Genomic DNA, 17,637 nt, shown 5'->3' on the forward strand with positions numbered 1-17,637 from the left:
CTGTCACGAAATTGATTAAGCTGCGTTTGCTTTCAACTGGTTGTTCATGCGGGCACGAATGGCGTTTGCAATCTCGGTGTTGGGCTTGCGGCCTGAATCTTCTACAGTGGCTACAAAGTTATCGATTTCTGTCAGGAAGCGGCTGTTGTCGTGCATCCAGGGGTGGAAGTCGGCTTTGAAATAGTCCATGAACTCGCCATTGGCCACCGGGTTGCGCAATACGCCCACCTTTTTGCCCCACAACATTTTGGTCACGGTCCAGAAGCCTTTCAAATGGCCACCCTTGATTGTTTTGTCGGCAAACACCAAGCGCACGTGGAAGTAAGCCACCAGTGGCCAGAATATGGCAGTGGCCAGTACCATCGCCAGGCGGCGGCTGAAGCGGTTGCGCATGTTGTTGGGCAATACATGGTTCCACACGTCGTAGGCCACGGCTTTGTGTTCGGTTTCTTCGTAGGCGTGCCACATCCACATTTGTTTGTAGGCTGGGTCGGATTTTTCACCCAGTACGTCGGGGTTGCGAAGCAACTGGTCGGCCATCAGTGCGGTGTAGTGTTCAAGCGCAATGGTGCCAGCCAATGTCAGGCGTTTGCCCAGGGTTTTCTTGATGAAGGCCAAAAAGCCCCACAGGAAATTGTCCAATTGCGAAGCGGGCAGGCCAGCGCGATCTAGCATCTCGTTGTATTCAACATGCTCGCGGCTGTGCATTGCCTCTTGACCAATAAAGGCCACCACGGCTTTTTTCAATTCAGGGTCGGTGATGTCGTCGCGGTAGTTGCGCACAGCGTCCATGAACATGCGCTCGCCAGCCGGGAAAAACAGCGACAGGGCGTTCATGAAATGGGTCACGTGGGGACCTTGCTCATGCCAATTGGATACCTTTTCTTCAGGCAGATTCAATTTGACATCGCGGCGTACAGGCATGATGTTCTTCATGGTTTGACTCCTACACTTGTTTTATTGTTGTTGCCACGTTTAACAGTGACATTGCGCAATGTAACAATAAAATTTCATGTCCACAATAGCAAAACTTGAATACCCGTTCTAGAAAATACTGCGGGTTTACCCTGAATCTGCAGTGTTATTCCTGCGTGCCAAGTGTGCTTTTGAAGCGGTCTGGAATGGGCGTAGAGCGACCTGTTTTCGGGCTGACCCACACCATTTTTGCGCTGCCGGTTGCCACCAGAACTTCGGGTACATCGGTGCGGCGCATCTCGTATTTCTGCACCAAGCTGCTGCGGCCCACCTCGCCCGCAAACACCTTGATCTCCACCACGCCGGGTGCTTTCAGTTCTTTCAGAAAGCTGCATTCGGTGTGAACGATCACGACATACGCAGGGTTGTTGTCCGCGCTTTCCGGAAACAGGGCTATCCATTCCACGCGGGCTTGCTCAAAACAACGGAAGTACACGGTGTTGTTGACATGGCCAATCTGGTCCATGTCGCCCCAGCGCAGGGGCACGGTGGTGGAGTAAATTTCTTTCATGTTTTATCGCTGGTTGCGTTGTTCGGTGCGCCATTGCCAGGGGGCAAGGGGGGCGGTTTGTTGCCACAGGCCTTTGCGCGCATTGCGGGCCTGGTCCTCCGCAGCTTCGTACATCACACGGTCTTCACTGCTTTGGCTGCGCGCGAATTCCCGGTACCACCAAGCTTGCCCGGCTTCAATGGCTTTCAGGTTGATGTCGGTTTCACCATCACACAAGCGCTGCTGGCACCCTTCTACGGGCAACACCACTTTCGCCACTTGCCGTTTGTAGCGGTCCGTGTTGTTCACGATGATTTTTACGTCTTTGTTCAGCACCTGTTCGGTCAACCAGCGCTTGGACTGCTCACCGCCCGCCTGATTCAATTCAGGTGCATCCACGGCGTGCATGCGAATTTTGTGGGTCGCGCCATCGCGGTTTCGCACTGTGATGGTGTCACCATCGGCCACGCGGGTGACCGTGGCCAGGTAAAAACTGCCCGAAGTGGCCGAGCCGGGCTGGTTTTGACTTTCTGAGGCAACAGGGCCGCCGATGCCAATGTTTGGGCCGTAGGGGCTGATGTAATAGCCCAGCAGAGCCAAAACCAGAGCCAACACTTTAAAGATCATATTGGGTTTGAGAATGTTCAAGGTTAAGATGGCTAGCGAGCCAAACCACGATTTTAAAAAACAGCCGAGAGTACCATGGACAGAGTAAACCTGCAGTTCAACAACGACAACACCGTGGCCACTGTGGCCCTGAATCGCCCTGAGAAACACAATGGTGTTGATTGGCCTATGCTGAAAGCAGTGCGCAAGGTGCAGCTGCAGCTGGCCAGGCACAAAACCCTGCGGGCAGTCATCTTGAAAGGCGAGGGCCCGTCTTTTTGTGCGGGGCTCGATGTAAAGTCGGTCATGAGCAATCCCAAGACAGGTTTGATTATGTACGCCAACTTGTGGTTGCCCATGCGCAATATTTTCCAGACGTGGAGCATGGGCTGGCGCGACCTTGGCGTACCCGTGATTGCGCAAATTCACGGCAATTGCTTCGGTGCAGGTATTCAATATGCCATGGGCGCGGACATTCGGGTGTGTACACCCGATTCGCAATTGTCCATTCTGGAGGCTAAGTGGGGTTTGGTACCCGACATGGGCGGTGCGGCGCTGGTGCGTGAATTGTTGCCCGTAGATGTGGCCAAGGAATTGACCATGACAGGCCGCGTAATCAACGGTTTGCAAGCCAAAGAATTGGGTTTGGTGACCCATGTGGTAGATAATCCGGAAGAAAAAGTGCAGGCCTTGGTGCAGGAACTTTTGACCCGCTCACCCGATTCAGTGGCGGCAAGCAAGTTCATGTTGCAACGGATTTTTGGTATTGACGAGGCCGCACACCTGACTCAAGAACGACGCTGGCAGCGCCGCGTGCTTGGTTTTAAAAACCAGCGTATTTCGGTTGTGAAAAACAGCAAACAGCCCACCATGCCGTTTGCCAAACGGCAAATTCGTTGAAATCTCGGGGCGTGCCGCATCCAGCGGCGCACTTCATGCAGTAACAACGTATTCAGGAATAAAAAACACAACACGGAGACATGCCATGAAGGCCCTGACCCCCAATGACCAATTGTTCTTGTGGCTGGAGCGCCGCAATCAGCCCATGCATGTGGGTGGGCTGGTGCTGCTGAAACCACCCAAGGGCCAGCGCACAATCGATTATGTGCACAAAGTGGTGGCCGACATGCGCACGTACACCCAGCCGGTGGCACCGTTCAGTTTGCGTTTGAAGTCGCGATTGGGTGTGTGGTTTTGGGTGGAGGACGATGAGTTTGACCTTGAGGCCCACTTCATTCATTTGTCGCTGCCCAAGCCGGGCCGCATTCGTGAATTGCTGGAGTTAACCTCAAAGCTGCATGCCGCGCCGCTGGACCGTGCAAAGCCCCTGTGGGAAGCGTATGTCATCGATGGTCTGGAAGACGGTCGCGTGGCTTTGTACACCAAGGTGCACCATGCATTGGTGGATGGTGTGGCCTGCATGAAAATGTTGCAGCGTTCCATGGCCGACAACCCCGAGATCATGGACATTCCACCCCTGTGGGCCAACCCGAATTTGCGTGGCTCGGTTCAGCGTTCGGAAGCATCTGAAGGTTTGATCACCGTGCTTGGGCAGGTGGTCGATACGGCTAAAACCCAGTTGTTCAGCCTGCCCAAAGTGGTGAAAGAAGTAGGCCGATCGCTGTGGCAGACCAGTGTGGCAGATCCTGATTTTGTTTCTGTGATTCAAGCCCCACGCAGTGTGTTGAATCGCCGAATTACAGCCTCGCGCCGAGTGGCTGCCCAGTCGTGGTCGATGGAGAGAATCAAGGCCTGTGCGACCGGCTTGAATATGACCTTGAACGACGTGGTACTGGCCATGTGTGGCTCGGCCTTGCGTTCTTATTTGAGCGAGCTCAATGCCCTGCCTGCGCGCCCGCTGGTGGCCATGGTGCCAGTGTCGCTTCGCAAAGACGACACTGCAACCGGAAATCATGTGGCCCTGTTGTTGGCCAATTTGGCCACTGACACCGAAGACCCCGTGGAACGGATTGAAACCATTGCCCGCTCAGTGAACCATTCCAAAGAACGGTTTGCCAGCATGAATCAAACTGAAATCATGAACTACGTGGCCACCATGATGGGCATTAGCGGGTTTAACATGCTGACCGGTTTGGCACCCAAACTGCAGGCTTTCAATATAGTGATTTCGAATGTGCCTGGCCCCAAACACACCTTGTATTTCAATGGTGCAGAGGTGGATGGTGTGTACCCCGTTTCACTGTTGCTGGACGGCCAGGCCCTGAACATTACATTGAACAGCTATGCCGGCAAGCTTGAATTTGGTTTGGTGGCTTGTCGAAGAACCATGCCTTCGATGCAGCGGTTGTTGCAGTTTCTGGAAGATGGCTTGGTTGAGTTGGAAGAGGCGGCTGCCAGGGAAGCCAAGGCCAATTTGAAAAAACGCACTGCGGCTTGAACGCGTTGTTATTCCTCGCTGTAACGAGAGGCCATGGCAATACCAAACAAAAAGGGCCAGCGCTGAAATGAGTCGTACACAGCCTGGTCCTGTTGAATATCCTGATACATGTTGTAGTCAAAACCCTCCAGCTGTGCGCTGAGCGCGTAAATGTCATGCGCCATGTCGGCCGGTGGCATGAACAGGGCAGGAGGTGTGTTGGGGTCAAATTGTGCCATGGTTGATTGAGCCCCCTCAGTTTGATGCCGCAATGGTTTGAACTGGGCCCAGCATTTTCCAGGCGGCACCCGGGGCCTTGATCCAGTAAGACCCCTGGCTTTCCATGACGGTAATATTGCCTTGTTGCGACACCAATCTAGTGCTGGGTAAATCACTTAGCAAAACCGGCCAAGCAGGCTTTTGCTGCTGCTCAGCCGGTTGTGCCAGCCAGCGCGCCAGCAATTCACTGAGCGCGGTGTAACTGACGGATTGTTTGACGGTAACAGGCCCTGTGCCGGCGGGCGCGTAACCAGGCGCTATCCAGTATCCAAATACAGGCACTTTGGTGATGGCGGGTGTTGGCAACTCACGTAAGCCCACCAGTTGACCGAATTCACCAGTTAATCCAGCGCCGTGTTCGGGTACCACCATCACCAACGCCTTGCGTTCGCTGCGTCGAATTTCCCCAAGCACGGATTGAATGTCATTCAACATCCGCTCAAGGCGCAAGGGGTAGCTGTTCAGGCTGTTCAGGTTGCTGTTGGGTAAACGGTTGCCGTCATGCAAGGTGATGCTGTTGTAGTAGTAAGCCACTGCAGGCCCGCTTTGCTGAACGCGTTTGTTCCACCATGCGCGCAGGTAATCACCATCGCGACCCACACGGGAGCCGTCAAAAGCCTGCACACCAGCAGGTACCTCGTTATGGCCTACCAGTTCAGTGGCTTGGCCACCCAAGTTTGTTTTTACAAGTTTCGAAAAGTCTTGGAAACGGCCGTCATGATTCAGCCCCATTTGCACTTCAAAACCCACGTTTCGCAGCTGTTCAAACAACATGCAATTGCCGTTGGCGGCGCTGTAGAGTGAATCATGCGGTGTTTGCCCACATTTTCCGCGCAACAGTCGAATGGCGGCCGGTCCTGAATAGCTGGTGGCTGAATTGAAATTCTCGAACACGAAGTCGGCTTGCCGAATGGCTGGGTGTTGGCTCTGTTTTGCGTACTGCAGGTCGGCCCAAGACAGTGAACAGATTTGCAGCACAATCACATCGAAATCTGGACTGGCCTGGAGTGCGAAGGGTGCCTGTGCAATGGTGCGTTGCCTTTCAAAAAAACCAGCGAGTACTGTACCTGGGCCAGCACCCTCATAGGCATTGTCCCGAAGTTTGGTTTGACTTTCTTGGTCACGGGCTACTCGCAGTTTCTGAAAATCCAGCTGACCCAGAGCCAACAGTTCCGCAGGTGATAAATTTTCACGGGTCTGAGCTTGAGGCTCAAGCACAGCGGCGGTTTTACTTGCTTGAGTTTGTTGTTGAAAAAAAGGCAGCGCTTGAATCCCGAGGATGCACACAAGCCCAAACCCAACCCAACTACTGATGCGTATGTAACGGTCAAGCACCCGCACTATCATGAAGCCCAACAAAGCACCCCATAGCATCCAGGGTTGTATCGTGCGTTTCATCAGTTCCCAGAGGTAATCGACCGAGAACCCGAACAACGCCTTGATTTGATCAACCAGCGCCAGTGAGACCACCAAGCCCAGTTCGTGCAGCAGCAAGGCGATGGCTGGGCCAGTAAACACCAGGTAGCGCAGCACCTTCATCAGCTGTTTGTTTTGGTAGGCCGCTGGGTTGGTGGCGATTAGCAAGGCAAACAGGCCCAAATTCCATAGGGGGCTCAGTGTCAGTTGCCCGGCAAAGTGCAGGCCGAACTTGATGAGAAAGTAAAGGTTCCACAACAGCATGGCCCTAGTTCTCCCACTTCTCGGTTTGGTTTTTGTTGCCCATCAAGCGGTTGCCAAAATCAACAGCACCATCTTTGAGCCAGGCAAACAGGCGTACATAGCCGATCATGCCTTTTGCAAACACATCTTTCAGACCACCCAGTGCACGGTCACGGGTTTGGTCTTCCTGCCAATTCAGCCAGGCGTCGGCCCGGCCAAAGGTGCACTGAATCAACTGTGTTTCCTGCTCAGGGGTAAGGTTGGTGAACAAAGCCTCGACATGCCCTGTTTCGGTGAAGTGAATTTTGGCTGGAAACAGAAATTCTCGGTCTCCCCGGTGCAAGCCAACCTGCACTTGGCTGAATTCGCTGATGCCTGTGGTATCGGCCACAGCCAATGTTAGCCCCGCTGCTGAATATTCTTCGGTGTAGCAACTTACAGTGTAGCCGCCGGGTAGTTTCAGAAAAGCGGGCATCACCATTCGCACTCGGTGGTGTACGTGTTTCTGAACTGACTCGGTTGCAACACCCACGGCAGCACCCAGAATGGCCAGGTTGAAACCGCACCACAACAAGTTCATCAACACGGTGCCTGTTTCATGGGTATTGAACACAAACAGGCGAAGCAAACCCACGGAGAAGCCAAGCACATTGATCAAGAGCAAAATCAGATAGGGCTTTGCAATATTCGCATCAAAATAACTTTTCTCGATCAAGCCGCCCTTCGAGGTGACGTTGAACTTGCCGAGTTTCGGGTTAATGAATGCGAGAGTGGTTGGCAGAATAATGTACCAAGACAGCACGGTTTCATATACCTCTGACCAAAACGACCGGCGGTATTTGCCTTGAATAACCGAGTTGGTGTAACTGGAAATGATCAACTGTGGCAATGCATAACTAAGGATGGTCACCGCGGCGGCATTGATCAAGTGCTGTTCGAAAAACAGGTAAGCCATGGGCATGACCAAAAAGATCATGCGTGGTATGCCATAGAAAAAATGCAGCATCGCATTCGAATAGCAAATGCGCTGAAAAAGGTTCAACCCCTTTTTGAACATCGGGTTGTCAGTGCGGAAAATTTGCGCCATGCCGCGTGCCCAGCGAATACGCTGACCAATGTGGCCTGCCAGGGTTTCCGTGGCCAATCCCGCCGCCTGAATGTTGTTCAAGTACACGCTGTTGTAGCCCAAACTGTGCAGTTTCAAGGCAGTGTGCGCATCTTCTGTCACGGTTTCCACTGCAATGCCACCCACTTCCAGCAAGGCTTTTCGTTCAATCACTGCACAGCTGCCACAGAAAAATGATGCATTCCAGTAGTCATTACCGTCTTGAATCAAGCCATAAAACAGCGAACCCTCATTGGGCATTTGTCGAAATGAATTGAAGTTGCGTTCGAACGGGTCGGCCGAGAAAAAGTGGTGGGGTGTTTGCACTAACACGCATTTGGGGTCGCGGCTGAACCAACCCATGCTAGTTTGTAAAAACGAGCGTGTGGGTATGTGGTCGCAATCAAAAATGGCAATGTACTGGCCATGCGTGTGTTTCAAGGCGTAGTTGATGTTGCCCGCTTTGGCATGGGAGTTGTCCGGGCGGGAAATGTATTCAACACCAGCTTGTTTTGCAAATTCTTCAAAGGCAGGGCGGTGCCCGTCATCGAGGATGTAAACCGTTATTTTTTCAAGTGGCCAGTCCAAGCCTTTGGCGGCATAAACCGTGGGGCGAACTACCGACAAAGGTTCGTTGTAACTGGGAATGAACACGTCGACCGTGGGCCAATCATTGAGGTTCAACTCCAGCGGCATGGGTTGGCGTTTCAAAGGCCATGCGGTTTGAATAAAACCGAAAATCAAAATAATCCAGGTGTAAGCCTCAGCTGCAACCAAGGTGTAGCCCAAGAAAATTTCGGTGCCGGTTTCAAGATCAAGCGAACTGGTGAAGCGCCAAAACACATAGCGCGCCAGCAGTAACATGGTCAGTGCCATCAGGCACAAGTTTGCAAAGCGCTCTGGCAAGCGTTTGAACAACATGGCAAACAAATAACACACCACAATGAAAACCCACTGCCCAGCCAAAGGCAAGGAGGCTTGCGCAGTGAACAGAAACAAGGCCAAGGCAGAAAGGCCCAGCGCCCAGCGTAACCATTTGAAGCGCACCACAATGTGGCTGGCGTTTTCTATTCGCTGTTCAAGCCGTGCAGCGCGCACGGCATAGTCAGTGAACCTGCTAAACAGGGCACGCACTGCCCGGTAGGGGCGCTGAATCATTAGTTTGAACAGATACGCTACGGGGCTTAGCAAGTCGTGCAAAGCCACGACAACAATGTGGAACACGAAGCCTGGCAGACTTCGGCCTTGTTGGCCGTTCGATGCTTCAAGCGCACTATTTAAGCTGTTGGGGCGTAACCAAAGTGCCTGAAAAAGGCGCAACAAACGCACCCTGGTTTTCAGGTTTGGAAATTCGCGCAGGTCCAGCAAGCGCTCCAGTCGGTTGATCCAGCCTGGTGAGGTACTCATCCGATCTCCGCGTCGATCCAGTTGCACAGCTTTTGCTGATCTTCCACCAGCTGTGAGCGCGGCGCGTAGTCGGCCAGCGCCAGGCCAGCGGCCAGGCTTTCTGCCAAGGCCTGGTCTTCATGCAAATAAAACGGCAAAAGGCGGTGGCTCAGTTTCATCTTGCACAAGGTCCACAAATCCAGGTGCAGTACTTTGGCCGAGTCAAAGCGATTCATGAGAAAGTACGATGCGCCCCGGCTTTCCAGCAAATGTGGCAACAGTGTGTCGATGCCCAATATGGAGGCGGAGTCTGGAATCAGGGTAATCAGGTTCAGGTCAGAAAGTGCCATCACTTTCTGGCACCAAGGAGCGGGCCAGCGTGGCAAGTCGATGATCACCACAGCATCGTCAGCAAATTCGTCTTTTTGAAACAGTTCCGTCAGGCGTTGGGGCTGCTCCATCAACACGCGGTCTATAGCCAATTGCTGTGCCACGGACACTTCACCGAAAGGCAACAACCTGAAACTTGTACTAGTGGTGTTCAACGCCTGATCAATCGGTTCGCCTTGAAGGAGGACATGCGCTAGGCCGCGAGCGCTGCGACTGGAGTAGCCCAATTGAAATTCAATGTTGTTGGCTGGGTCAGCCTGCACCAGCGTGACATTGCGCCCCAACATGTTGAGCTGGGTGGCTGCGGCAATCGCAAGGCTGGTTCGTCCTGCGCCCCCGGTGGGAGACACCAAAGCAATAATGATCATGCGTCCTCTTTGTCATCTGGGCTGGCAATCCACTTGCCATGCCGCACCAACTGATCACAGTCGTCGGGTAACTGGTTGTTGCTCCAGTTTGTCCAGTCACTTAGCCAGATTCGGGTTGTCGGGTTTTTCATCATTTTTCCCACCAACAAAATGGTGAGCAAGACACCCAGCAATAAACCACTCACGATCAGGGCAAATACTATCATTTTGCATCCTCGCTCAGCAGTGCGTTCAGGCGCTGTGTCCATGGGCGATTCTGGTTCAGGGCTTCTGGGGCTTCATCCCACAGCTCCGCCAATTTCACTGGCTTGTTTTCGTCGGCGTCCATCAGGTCTTGTACCGACAAAGGTTCCAGTTCTTCGTGCAAATCGGCAAGCAATTCACTTTGGGTTTCTTCACCCAAAAACTGAATGTCGCCACTGAACAGTACGGGCAGGTTTTCCCGGAAACACGATTCAAGCCAGCTGCGGTAGCTGGCCTCATCGGGCTCACTGGTCCAAACTTTCAGCAGGTAAATTGCCTCCCTGGTGGCCGTGAACACACAGGTGGCCTGCGACCAATTGGCCAGGCGCAACGCGGTTTGTGCGGTCATGTGACGCATTAGGGAAAGGCGTGTCAGCGTGCAGTGCATTGACCATTGTTTGGCCAGTTGCATCATCATCAAACCCTGCGCTGCGAATGTGGGGTTGGCTACCACAGTCAACAGGCCAGGCATGAACACTTCGTGCAAGTCTCGGGCAAACGTGTTCTGGTGATTGTCCGTGGCGGTCAGGTTCAGTGTGGGTCTGTTCATCTGCCCGGTACTCAGGCCCAGCCAGCTTTCAATGCTTTCGTCTTGTAGCCACACAGTGTCCGCACCCATACGCAGCAGTACTGATGCATCTTGTGCTGTCATTTCGCCGTGTGCCTGTATGTGAATTCCGTGTTGTTGGTTCGTGCCAAAACGTAGGCTGTGGCAGGTTTGTGCCAGTTGTTTCAGGCTACCCAATACTCCACTGTCCAGCACATGGTGCATGGGCAGCTTCGATAGCTCAGCAGTGTCGTTCCAGAGGTTGGTTTGCAAGCCCCACTGGCTTGGCCACCAAGGGCGAAACTCGAATTCGCCAAGATCGCTGACATCGGCTAGTCCGTCGGCAAAGGTGCTCCATTCGGGCAAATCACCTTGCACTGTGGTGACTACATGGGCCTGTGCGTGGTGAGCCCATTGATGCAAAAGGCGCATTTGCGCCAGTGGGTTTTGCCGGGTCAGGGGTTCGTCGCTGTCGTCAAACCAAAGTTCTGCATGTTCAATCACGACCAAGGCCGGCTTGAGTACACAAAGTGTGTTCAGGGAACGGCAAAGTTGGCGAATGCCGTTTTTGGCATGCCCTTTGGCCCACAGGTTTCGAACTGAGACCACATCAAGACCTTTTGGGGCGCCAGCGCGTTTCAGCAAATGAGGTTCAAGCAGGTTGCGCACTTCGTTCTTCGGGCTTGCTGTCAGCCACAGGCAGGACTTGAATGGTGTTTCTTCCTGAGAGTTCAGCCAATGTTCTACCAAGCCTTGCGAAAATTGATTCGCATGGGGTGCGCGCACAACGTAGGCTCCGGGCTTGGGCAGGTCAATCATTCAAAACCTCGAGTAAGGTACAACACCTTCTGGTGGCACGCTTAATTCGAAAAAATCACCAAACGAATATTTCATGTAAAGTTGCAATCTGTCAGGGTTGTAACCTTCGGAGCGGTCAATTTCAAAATAACCGCCCACCACAAAGTTTTTTAACACCTGGCGTTCAAGTGCAAGGCGCAAACCAGTGCTGGTGCCGCCACCCGGGCCACCAGTTTGCAAAGTGGGGTTGCCTTGGGCTGCAGCAGCAGCGGCAAGTTCCGGGTTCAGCGGATAAAGTGCAGTGTCGTCTTCTCGTGATTCACTGGCACCCACGCGGGCCTGGGCCTGCCAAGACCAGCCATTCATATTGCCTGTCCAGGTAATGGGAAATGTGAGCGAACCAAAGGCCTGGGGGCTGTAGTAACCGCCTTGTCCAAAAGTGTAAAAGCGCAGGTTTTTTTCGAACGACCACAAAAATAACGACGCACCAATTTCTACCTCATGCCCTGGGCGCTGAAACACGGTTTTACCCACAATGCCCTGCAGGTTGTACTCGGTGTTGTCGGGTATGTTTTTGCCGGTAATCAGGTTGGCGCGTGCAATGCCCACAAAATCAAGTGTGGGGTTGAATGCTTGGTAATAGACCGCGCTGACACCGTTGCGCCGTGCGCCACCCCAAGTTTCGCCTGTTAAGGGGTCGATGGCCCCCGTGGTCGACAGCACGCTGCCGTTGACCATGCGCCGCGCCACTTCAAGCCGCAATGAACCTTCACCCAGGCTGGTGCGCCATTGCACACCACCCACCCAGTCATTGACCGGGTAATCGCCCACCGTGGTGCCCACGTCAACCCGGTATTGTTCGGTTTGTACACCCACACCTACCACATGGCCTTTGTAGTTTTGATCCAGTCGGTCGCTGGCGATGGCTGGATCGGTGGGCAGGGTGGTGCCCAGTTTTGCAAAGTTACTGGCGGTGGCGGGGTTCACTCGGCCCGAATTCGCGTTCAATGTGTCTGCGCGCAAAAACAGGGTACGTTCAAAATCGAGTGGCAAATCCAGTTGCAGGGGGATTTCGTCACTGTCGATGCGAGACACACCTTCATCGCCATCGATAATTGCGTTTTCATAGGACATCCGCAAGCGCACCTGTCGTTTGCGCTGAAGATTTTGTTCCAGTGCCTGCACCTCAGGTTCGGCTCGCCACTTGGGTGTAGTGCCAATTGAATTGGCCAGCGCATTGAACTCGCCATTTCTTTCTTGCGTACGCAAGCCATCGAGGTACTGGCCATATTGCACCCGCTTTGCCAGTGCAGTCATGCCCTCAGTCCAGTTTTCACGGGGTACGGCATCAATCAAGGCAATGGCGTCATTACCACGGTCCTGGCGGGCTGCCAGAAGCGCAGCGGCAAATCGCATTTCCTGCCCTTTGTCCTGCGCCAAGCCTTCATCCATTACTCGCCGGGCAGCCTGTTTGCTGCCTGCATCGCCTTGGTCATCCAGAAGGGTGGCCAGGTCGTAGCGAAACCATGGGTAGCTCGGGTTCAGGTCTACTGCGTTTTGTAGCAGCCTGGCGGCCTCAGTTTTGTTGCCCTGATCAATCTGCTTTTGTGCACTTTCAGCCAGTTGTTGTCCCTGTTCGAAGTCAGAAAGTACCGGGGCTGTGGGTACTTCGGGCTCAGCAGGCCGGGGTGCCGCAACTTCGGGTGTTGTTGGCTGGGCTAGCGCTGCCGGAGCAGGTTTTGCACGATTGGTATTGGCTGGGCGGCGGGTGGTTTGCGCCGCGCCGGGTGTTGGCGTTTGTGCAAGTGTGCTGGCACCAGCACCGCCCAATTCAGCAAGCAGGGTTCTGTAACGGCGGTCGTCCGGGTATTGCCTGGCCAGCTCGGCCACTTGTTCGCGGGCGTAGCTGCGGCCTTCCGGGGTGCGGTTCATCAAGCGATATATTTGTACGGCAGCTTCACCCAAGGGTGGCTGTGGAAGCAATTGCCGAAGACGCTGTGGCAGGTTGGCGGGAACTTGTTCGCTGTCTGCGATATAACGCAACTCTGCAAATTGCTGCCGCTTGTCTGATGCCAAGGCAATGGCTTGTTGTAACTCAATTGAAAACGGATTGTTTCCGTGCACCAGTTGCAGTTTACCCAGCCACACACTGGCTGCCTGTACATCGCCACGCGCAAGGTCAATCAAGCCTTGCCAGCGCAAGGCCGACGCGTTGGTGGGCTCTATCAACAATATTTTGTTGAAAGACTGTGCTGCCAAATCGAAGCGAAAACGTTCGTACCAGTACACCCCTTTTTCACTCAGCGCACGAATATTGGTTTGCTGTGTATTCACATTGGCATGCACTGGCGTTGGAAATATCAAAGGCATCGCCACAAAGCTGGTTTGTATTGCCCATGCAAGCGTGCGGGCCCGCAGGCCAAAAGTTGGTTTGCACTTAGCCACAGCTTTTAACCTCTTTGCCTCGGGGCAATAATTCACCCAGGGAATTGAATTGATAAAACTTGTCCATGTACCCTTGAGCAAACAGGCTCAAAGCGCCGTTGTAGTAACCGTATTTAAGCCACGCTTCCTTGTTCGAAGTTTTCAGGCTTTGGGTGTGAAATTTTTTCGCAAGCTCGGGCATGCCGACGGCTTGAAGAAAAGGCGCCATGCTGGCTTGAAAACCAGAAGGCCCACGCTCTGTGGAAAATTTTCCACTCATTGGTTCAAACCACTCAGGCATGTTCTGGCGTTTCAGCAGCAAGGCAGCCAAGGGCGACAGTTGTTTCAGCAAGGGCGCCTTGGTGGGGTCGTTTTCGCTGCTCATGGCGATCCACAAATAGGTACGTATGGCATCGTAATCGCCACGTTGCTCATCGTCGGGCAAGTTCATTTCACCGTTGTTGTACAGCACCCAGTCGGGATACTGGCCTGTGCGGCCGTTGTCCAACAGCAGTTTCTGGCTGGCCAGGTAAACTTGGGCCCAACGCGAGTCGTCTGCCCAAGCATTGGCAAAGCGAGCCATCATGAAAGGCGGTAGGTAGCTGGGGTTCAGTTTCACCGCACCATTGTCCAGCACAAAGCCGGTGTGGCCAGGCAATATGCTCAAGCCCAGGCCACTGACTTCCATGCTTTCTTTGTTCAGAATCAAATCACCCAATGTGCGCGCTTTGTCGGCGTAGGTTTGGTTACACCACACGCGGCTGGCTTCAAGCAGGGCGTAGGCAATCCACAGGTCGGCATCTGATGCACTGTTGGCATCGATCACCCCCCAGCTTTCCCCTTTCTTTCCCCAAATCCATGCAGGCAATTGTTTGCCCATGTCGCCGGCACTCAGGTTGTTCTCAGTCCACTTCAATATGGCGTCAAACGCCTTTTGGTCTTGTGCCACCAAGGCAAAAAACAGGGCGTAGGACTGCCCCTCTGACACAGTGCGCAGGTCTTCCTGACTTCGGTCAATCACGCGCCCGTCCTCGCTGACAAACGCGCTTTTAAACCCCTCCCAGGCGGGCCAGGCTTGTGCGGGCGCGGCGCTGCATGCCGCAGTGGATGCAAGCAATAGTACGCCCAGCCCGAGGCGTCGCAACAAATTACGCCACAAGGCCATGTTTAATTGCCTTTGGTGCGGCGTGATGCCCGGCCAGATAACCAGCCAAATGCAAGAATCGCCAAGATCACCCCAGCCAGGGCACCACCCACCGCAATCAAAGCGGGGTATTCCGAAAACGCAATACGCAAACGCAACCACCAAGGCAGTGCGCCGCTGATGTATGTTTCGCCCAGGCTGTAGCTTTGAATGTCATCGCCACGAATCAGGCTCACGCTGCCTTTGATTTTAGCAACGTCGCCATAATCCGACAGGGCAGCCACAGCGCGCTCAAAACTGTCTTGATCTGTGCCAGTGATCACCAGCCCGGCTTTTTTGGGTGCAAGGTGTGACTCAAATCCCACAATTGCACCCAGCGAGCCTGCGGTTTGAATCAAGGCACGCGCGCTGTCGCTGGGTTGTAATTCCGTATCGCTTTGCCACAAACCCTTCAACCACTGGACGGCAGGTGGCAAGCCCATGCTGCGTTCGGTGGCGTTCAATACCATGGGCAAATTCATGTTGGCATTATTCAGCCAACCCAGGCGATCGCTGGTGCCCATGGCCAACCAGTTCTTGGTTCCAATCCCTTCGGGCTTGTCAGAAACAATCAAGGTGGTGCGAGTAGCAGGCAGACCTGTCCACTGTCCAAACAGGCCCATCACATTCAAGTAGGACCGAATTTCAAGCGGTGTGGGATTGGCGGGCAGCACAATGGCTGTGTCCGACAGGTCTGCCATGATGCTGAAGGGATAGCCGCCGTTGGCAAAGGCGGTCAAATTCGGCATGCGAGTGTAGTGGGGCAGGTTAGAGAAATCCAGCGTCGATTCTGGATCGATGGATCCCCTGGCTACTTGCGATACCCGCGTGCAAGAACCACCACCTTCGGCCATAAAGCCAAATGCAAAGGCCAGTTCGTTGTTGCCACCCACGCGGAAAGCGGGAATTTGTAGCGCCTCTTCACTGGTCAGTTCAGCCTGGCCCAACAAATCAATATTGATTTTGTTTTGTACTTGTTCCGAGCGTGGGGCAAGACGGAAGGATTGAATCAGCGAGTTATTGATTTCAATGTTCAGCAGAGAATCGTTCCAGCGGGAAGGGGCTGTGTAGCGGTATTTCAAATCCATGGGGATATTGCGGCCTGCCCAGCTGAACAAGTCGGGTGGAAGGCGCAAATTGATGCTGGCGCGTGGCTTGTCAGAACTCACTTCCAGTTGCCCAGGAAAATCAATCAGCTCGCCAAAGCGCACGGGCCGGTTGGTGGGCACATAGCGCGGCGCGTCGTAAGGCTTGCGCGGGGCGCCCAAGTCCACTTTTTTCACAAGGGCTTTTTGTCCGCTCAGCACCTGGCCTTCAATCACCAGGCCATACACGGCTTGCAGCAACTCCTCGTCGCTGCGGCCCATCACATACAGGTGTTTTATCCAGGGGTTTTCCTTGGCGCTCACGATCATCAGTGAAGGCCCTTCAATGTCGGCCTCGCTCATGCCTTCAGGCATTTTTTTGCCTTTGGTCAAAATAATGGTGTGGCGCGTTGGTGATGCAGCTTCGAGCAATTCAAATTCAGCCTGGCGGTAAAAGGCTTGCGCACCCATCCAGGAGGCCAGAATACCCGCGGCTTTCATGCTGGCTTCGGTTTGTTCCACAGGCAGCACAAGAGGCAACCGGAGTTTGCGGTTGTCTCGAGGATCGAAAAAAGGCGCTGGCAGCAGCGCCAGGTCGTTGACCAGATTCAGCGGTGTTGAGCCGATGGTCAATGTGCTTTCCGGGCGAATGTCAAACCGCAGGGTGGGGTTGCCCGGGTCTACGCACTCGCTGTCGTAGGTGCCGTCGTATTCCACGCGAATGGTTGCAAAATCGGAAAACAGCAACGGGTCCAATTCAATTTCAACAGTGTGCGGCACACCGGCGCGCGCTACACTCAGCTGGGACAAACCGGAAAGCTGGTTGTTTACATACACACGCACAAAGGATTGATCGTGGCGCATACCTTGTGGGTAAAGCACCCTCAGGCTAAGGCTTGCGCGGGTTACCAATTCGTCCAGGCGAATGCCCGAATTCAAGTCCACAAAGCGGTTGATCCCACTCAACCGAACCCCGTTGGGCTGTCCCATTTGGGTAAATGTCAGTGTGCGGGTTCGCTCAACGGCAGGTACAGTTTCCTGGCTGGTTGATACCGTAGCGGGTTCTCCTCTTTCTTGTGAGTACCCTGTCAGGCAAAATAGAACAAACGCTGAGAATAGTAGGTGTCGCATAAGTGGGTTCGCTGGTCGACTGGAATATAAGAACAGATTTTTAATAAATGCCTGCTTAAGTCACTGCATTCAAGAATATTTGAACAATATTTGTCAATATTTTAAAAAGTATGCAGCATAGTTCGACACGTTATCCTATTGTTTTTGTATATGCTCAATTTCTAGAGCTTGTTTTAACTAATTATTGCGTGAAGTGTCTAAAAGAGCACACTTTAAGAAAAGAGAATTAACAGTTTAGGGCGAACAAAATGGTTTCGACAGAAGAGGTGGGAGATATTTTCGTACTGCGCGTAGACGCGGTTCGGTTGGACAGCGCGGTGGGAACAATCATTCGCAACGCGGTGGTTTCCAAACTGGACTCCACGCGAAAATTCGCCTTGGACATTGGGGCCGTTAAATTGGTGGATTCCGGTGGTTTGGGGTCTTTGGTTGCCCTGCTGAAAAACATCACCAATCACCAAGGCAAGCTGGCCTTGGTGGGCATGAACAAATCCGTGCGAATGATGTTTGAGCTTTCGCGCATGGACCGACAATTTTCCCTGCTGGAAGACATGCCCAAGGCAGTTGCCTTTCTACAGCAGGCCTGATTCA

The 17,637-nt window shown here is 53.5% G+C and carries 15 protein-coding genes; 3 read left to right on the plus strand and 12 right to left on the minus strand.

The genetic code is table 11. From position 1 onward, the window contains the following. Positions 1 to 15: 15 nt before the first annotated feature. From PY990_RS08120 to PY990_RS08130, 3 genes are all read right to left on the minus strand, one after another. On the minus strand, positions 16 to 936 hold the full coding sequence (locus PY990_RS08120) for a metal-dependent hydrolase (RefSeq protein ID WP_275271187.1): 921 nt from the start codon (positions 934 to 936) through the stop codon (positions 16 to 18). Between the two features lie 145 nt (positions 937 to 1,081). Beyond that, a complete protein-coding gene (locus tag PY990_RS08125; protein WP_275271188.1) occupies positions 1,082 to 1,486 on the minus strand; it encodes an acyl-CoA thioesterase in 405 nt (134 codons plus the stop codon). A gap of 3 nt (positions 1,487 to 1,489) precedes the next feature. Then, positions 1,490 to 2,113 (minus strand): thermonuclease family protein, encoded by a 624-nt coding sequence (locus PY990_RS08130; protein WP_275271189.1) that lies wholly within the window; start codon positions 2,111 to 2,113, stop codon positions 1,490 to 1,492. A 54-nt stretch (positions 2,114 to 2,167) separates the two neighbouring features. On the opposite strand from PY990_RS08130, the gene PY990_RS08135 reads away from it, so the two are divergent. Together PY990_RS08135 and PY990_RS08140 are read left to right on the plus strand one after the other, a co-directional pair. Beyond that, positions 2,168 to 2,971: a crotonase/enoyl-CoA hydratase family protein gene (locus tag PY990_RS08135; RefSeq protein ID WP_275271190.1), complete on the plus strand. Its 804-nt coding sequence runs from the start codon at positions 2,168 to 2,170 to the stop codon at positions 2,969 to 2,971. 85 nt (positions 2,972 to 3,056) lie between these two features. Next, on the plus strand, positions 3,057 to 4,469 hold the full coding sequence (locus PY990_RS08140; protein ID WP_275271191.1) for a WS/DGAT/MGAT family O-acyltransferase: 1,413 nt from the start codon (positions 3,057 to 3,059) through the stop codon (positions 4,467 to 4,469). A gap of 8 nt (positions 4,470 to 4,477) precedes the next feature. On the opposite strand, the gene bcsR is transcribed toward PY990_RS08140, so the two are convergent. Genes bcsR through bcsB form a run of 9 tightly spaced genes read right to left on the minus strand, consistent with a single transcriptional unit; the run spans position 4,478 to position 17,046 of the window. Further along, positions 4,478 to 4,687, minus strand: a complete 210-nt coding sequence (gene bcsR / locus PY990_RS08145; protein ID WP_275271192.1) for a BcsR/BcsP family cellulose biosynthesis protein — start codon at positions 4,685 to 4,687, stop codon at positions 4,478 to 4,480. Positions 4,688 to 4,703: 16 nt separating this feature from the next. Then, positions 4,704 to 6,407: a cellulose biosynthesis protein BcsG gene (gene bcsG, locus PY990_RS08150; RefSeq protein ID WP_275271193.1), complete on the minus strand. Its 1,704-nt coding sequence runs from the start codon at positions 6,405 to 6,407 to the stop codon at positions 4,704 to 4,706. A gap of 4 nt (positions 6,408 to 6,411) precedes the next feature. Next, a complete protein-coding gene (gene bcsA / locus PY990_RS08155; protein ID WP_275271194.1) occupies positions 6,412 to 8,898 on the minus strand; it encodes a UDP-forming cellulose synthase catalytic subunit in 2,487 nt (828 codons plus the stop codon). Next, positions 8,895 to 9,635, minus strand: coding sequence for a cellulose biosynthesis protein BcsQ (gene bcsQ, locus PY990_RS08160; protein ID WP_275271195.1), 741 nt, complete (start codon positions 9,633 to 9,635; stop codon positions 8,895 to 8,897). Before bcsQ ends, bcsA begins: the two co-directional genes overlap by 4 nt. Continuing rightward, positions 9,632 to 9,841 (minus strand): hypothetical protein, encoded by a 210-nt coding sequence (locus PY990_RS08165; protein WP_275271196.1) that lies wholly within the window; start codon positions 9,839 to 9,841, stop codon positions 9,632 to 9,634. The genes bcsQ and PY990_RS08165 overlap by 4 nt, the downstream gene beginning before the upstream one ends. Further along, a complete protein-coding gene (locus PY990_RS08170) occupies positions 9,838 to 11,244 on the minus strand; it encodes a hypothetical protein (protein ID WP_275271197.1) in 1,407 nt (468 codons plus the stop codon). Before PY990_RS08170 ends, PY990_RS08165 begins: the two co-directional genes overlap by 4 nt. Next, positions 11,245 to 13,668, minus strand: a complete 2,424-nt coding sequence (locus PY990_RS08175; protein WP_275271198.1) for a cellulose synthase subunit BcsC-related outer membrane protein — start codon at positions 13,666 to 13,668, stop codon at positions 11,245 to 11,247. Further along, positions 13,661 to 14,812 carry a cellulose synthase complex periplasmic endoglucanase BcsZ gene (bcsZ, locus tag PY990_RS08180; protein WP_275271199.1) on the minus strand — a complete coding sequence of 384 codons (1,152 nt, stop codon included), beginning with the start codon at positions 14,810 to 14,812 and terminating at the stop codon, positions 13,661 to 13,663. The genes PY990_RS08175 and bcsZ overlap by 8 nt, the downstream gene beginning before the upstream one ends. Positions 14,813 to 14,814: 2 nt before the next feature. Continuing rightward, positions 14,815 to 17,046, minus strand: a complete 2,232-nt coding sequence (bcsB, locus tag PY990_RS08185; protein ID WP_275271200.1) for a cellulose biosynthesis cyclic di-GMP-binding regulatory protein BcsB — start codon at positions 17,044 to 17,046, stop codon at positions 14,815 to 14,817. A gap of 248 nt (positions 17,047 to 17,294) precedes the next feature. Between bcsB and PY990_RS08190 the strand changes: the two genes are divergently transcribed. Continuing rightward, the gene (locus tag PY990_RS08190) at positions 17,295 to 17,633 is read left to right on the plus strand and encodes an STAS domain-containing protein (RefSeq protein ID WP_275271201.1); all 339 of its coding nucleotides are present in this window, start codon (positions 17,295 to 17,297) and stop codon (positions 17,631 to 17,633) included. Positions 17,634 to 17,637: the final 4 nt, after the last annotated feature.

Origin of the sequence: Limnobacter olei (genome assembly GCF_029087225.1) — a bacterium.
In the GTDB taxonomy this organism is placed as follows: domain Bacteria; phylum Pseudomonadota; class Gammaproteobacteria; order Burkholderiales; family Burkholderiaceae_B; genus Limnobacter; species Limnobacter olei.

Coding starts and splice junctions, on each gene's coding strand:
- PY990_RS08120 (WP_275271187.1), bottom strand. CDS start 936: ATGAAGAACATCATGCCTGTACGCCGCGATGTCAAATTGAATCTGCCT.
- PY990_RS08125 (WP_275271188.1), bottom strand. CDS start 1,486: ATGAAAGAAATTTACTCCACCACCGTGCCCCTGCGCTGGGGCGACATG.
- PY990_RS08135 (WP_275271190.1), top strand. CDS start 2,168: ATGGACAGAGTAAACCTGCAGTTCAACAACGACAACACCGTGGCCACT.
- PY990_RS08140 (WP_275271191.1), top strand. CDS start 3,057: ATGAAGGCCCTGACCCCCAATGACCAATTGTTCTTGTGGCTGGAGCGC.
- bcsR (WP_275271192.1), bottom strand. CDS start 4,687: ATGGCACAATTTGACCCCAACACACCTCCTGCCCTGTTCATGCCACCG.
- bcsG (WP_275271193.1), bottom strand. CDS start 6,407: ATGCTGTTGTGGAACCTTTACTTTCTCATCAAGTTCGGCCTGCACTTT.
- bcsA (WP_275271194.1), bottom strand. CDS start 8,898: ATGAGTACCTCACCAGGCTGGATCAACCGACTGGAGCGCTTGCTGGAC.
- bcsQ (WP_275271195.1), bottom strand. CDS start 9,635: ATGATCATTATTGCTTTGGTGTCTCCCACCGGGGGCGCAGGACGAACC.
- PY990_RS08165 (WP_275271196.1), bottom strand. CDS start 9,841: ATGATAGTATTTGCCCTGATCGTGAGTGGTTTATTGCTGGGTGTCTTG.
- PY990_RS08170 (WP_275271197.1), bottom strand. CDS start 11,244: ATGATTGACCTGCCCAAGCCCGGAGCCTACGTTGTGCGCGCACCCCAT.
- bcsZ (WP_275271199.1), bottom strand. CDS start 14,812: ATGGCCTTGTGGCGTAATTTGTTGCGACGCCTCGGGCTGGGCGTACTA.
- bcsB (WP_275271200.1), bottom strand. CDS start 17,046: ATGCGACACCTACTATTCTCAGCGTTTGTTCTATTTTGCCTGACAGGG.
- PY990_RS08190 (WP_275271201.1), top strand. CDS start 17,295: ATGGTTTCGACAGAAGAGGTGGGAGATATTTTCGTACTGCGCGTAGAC.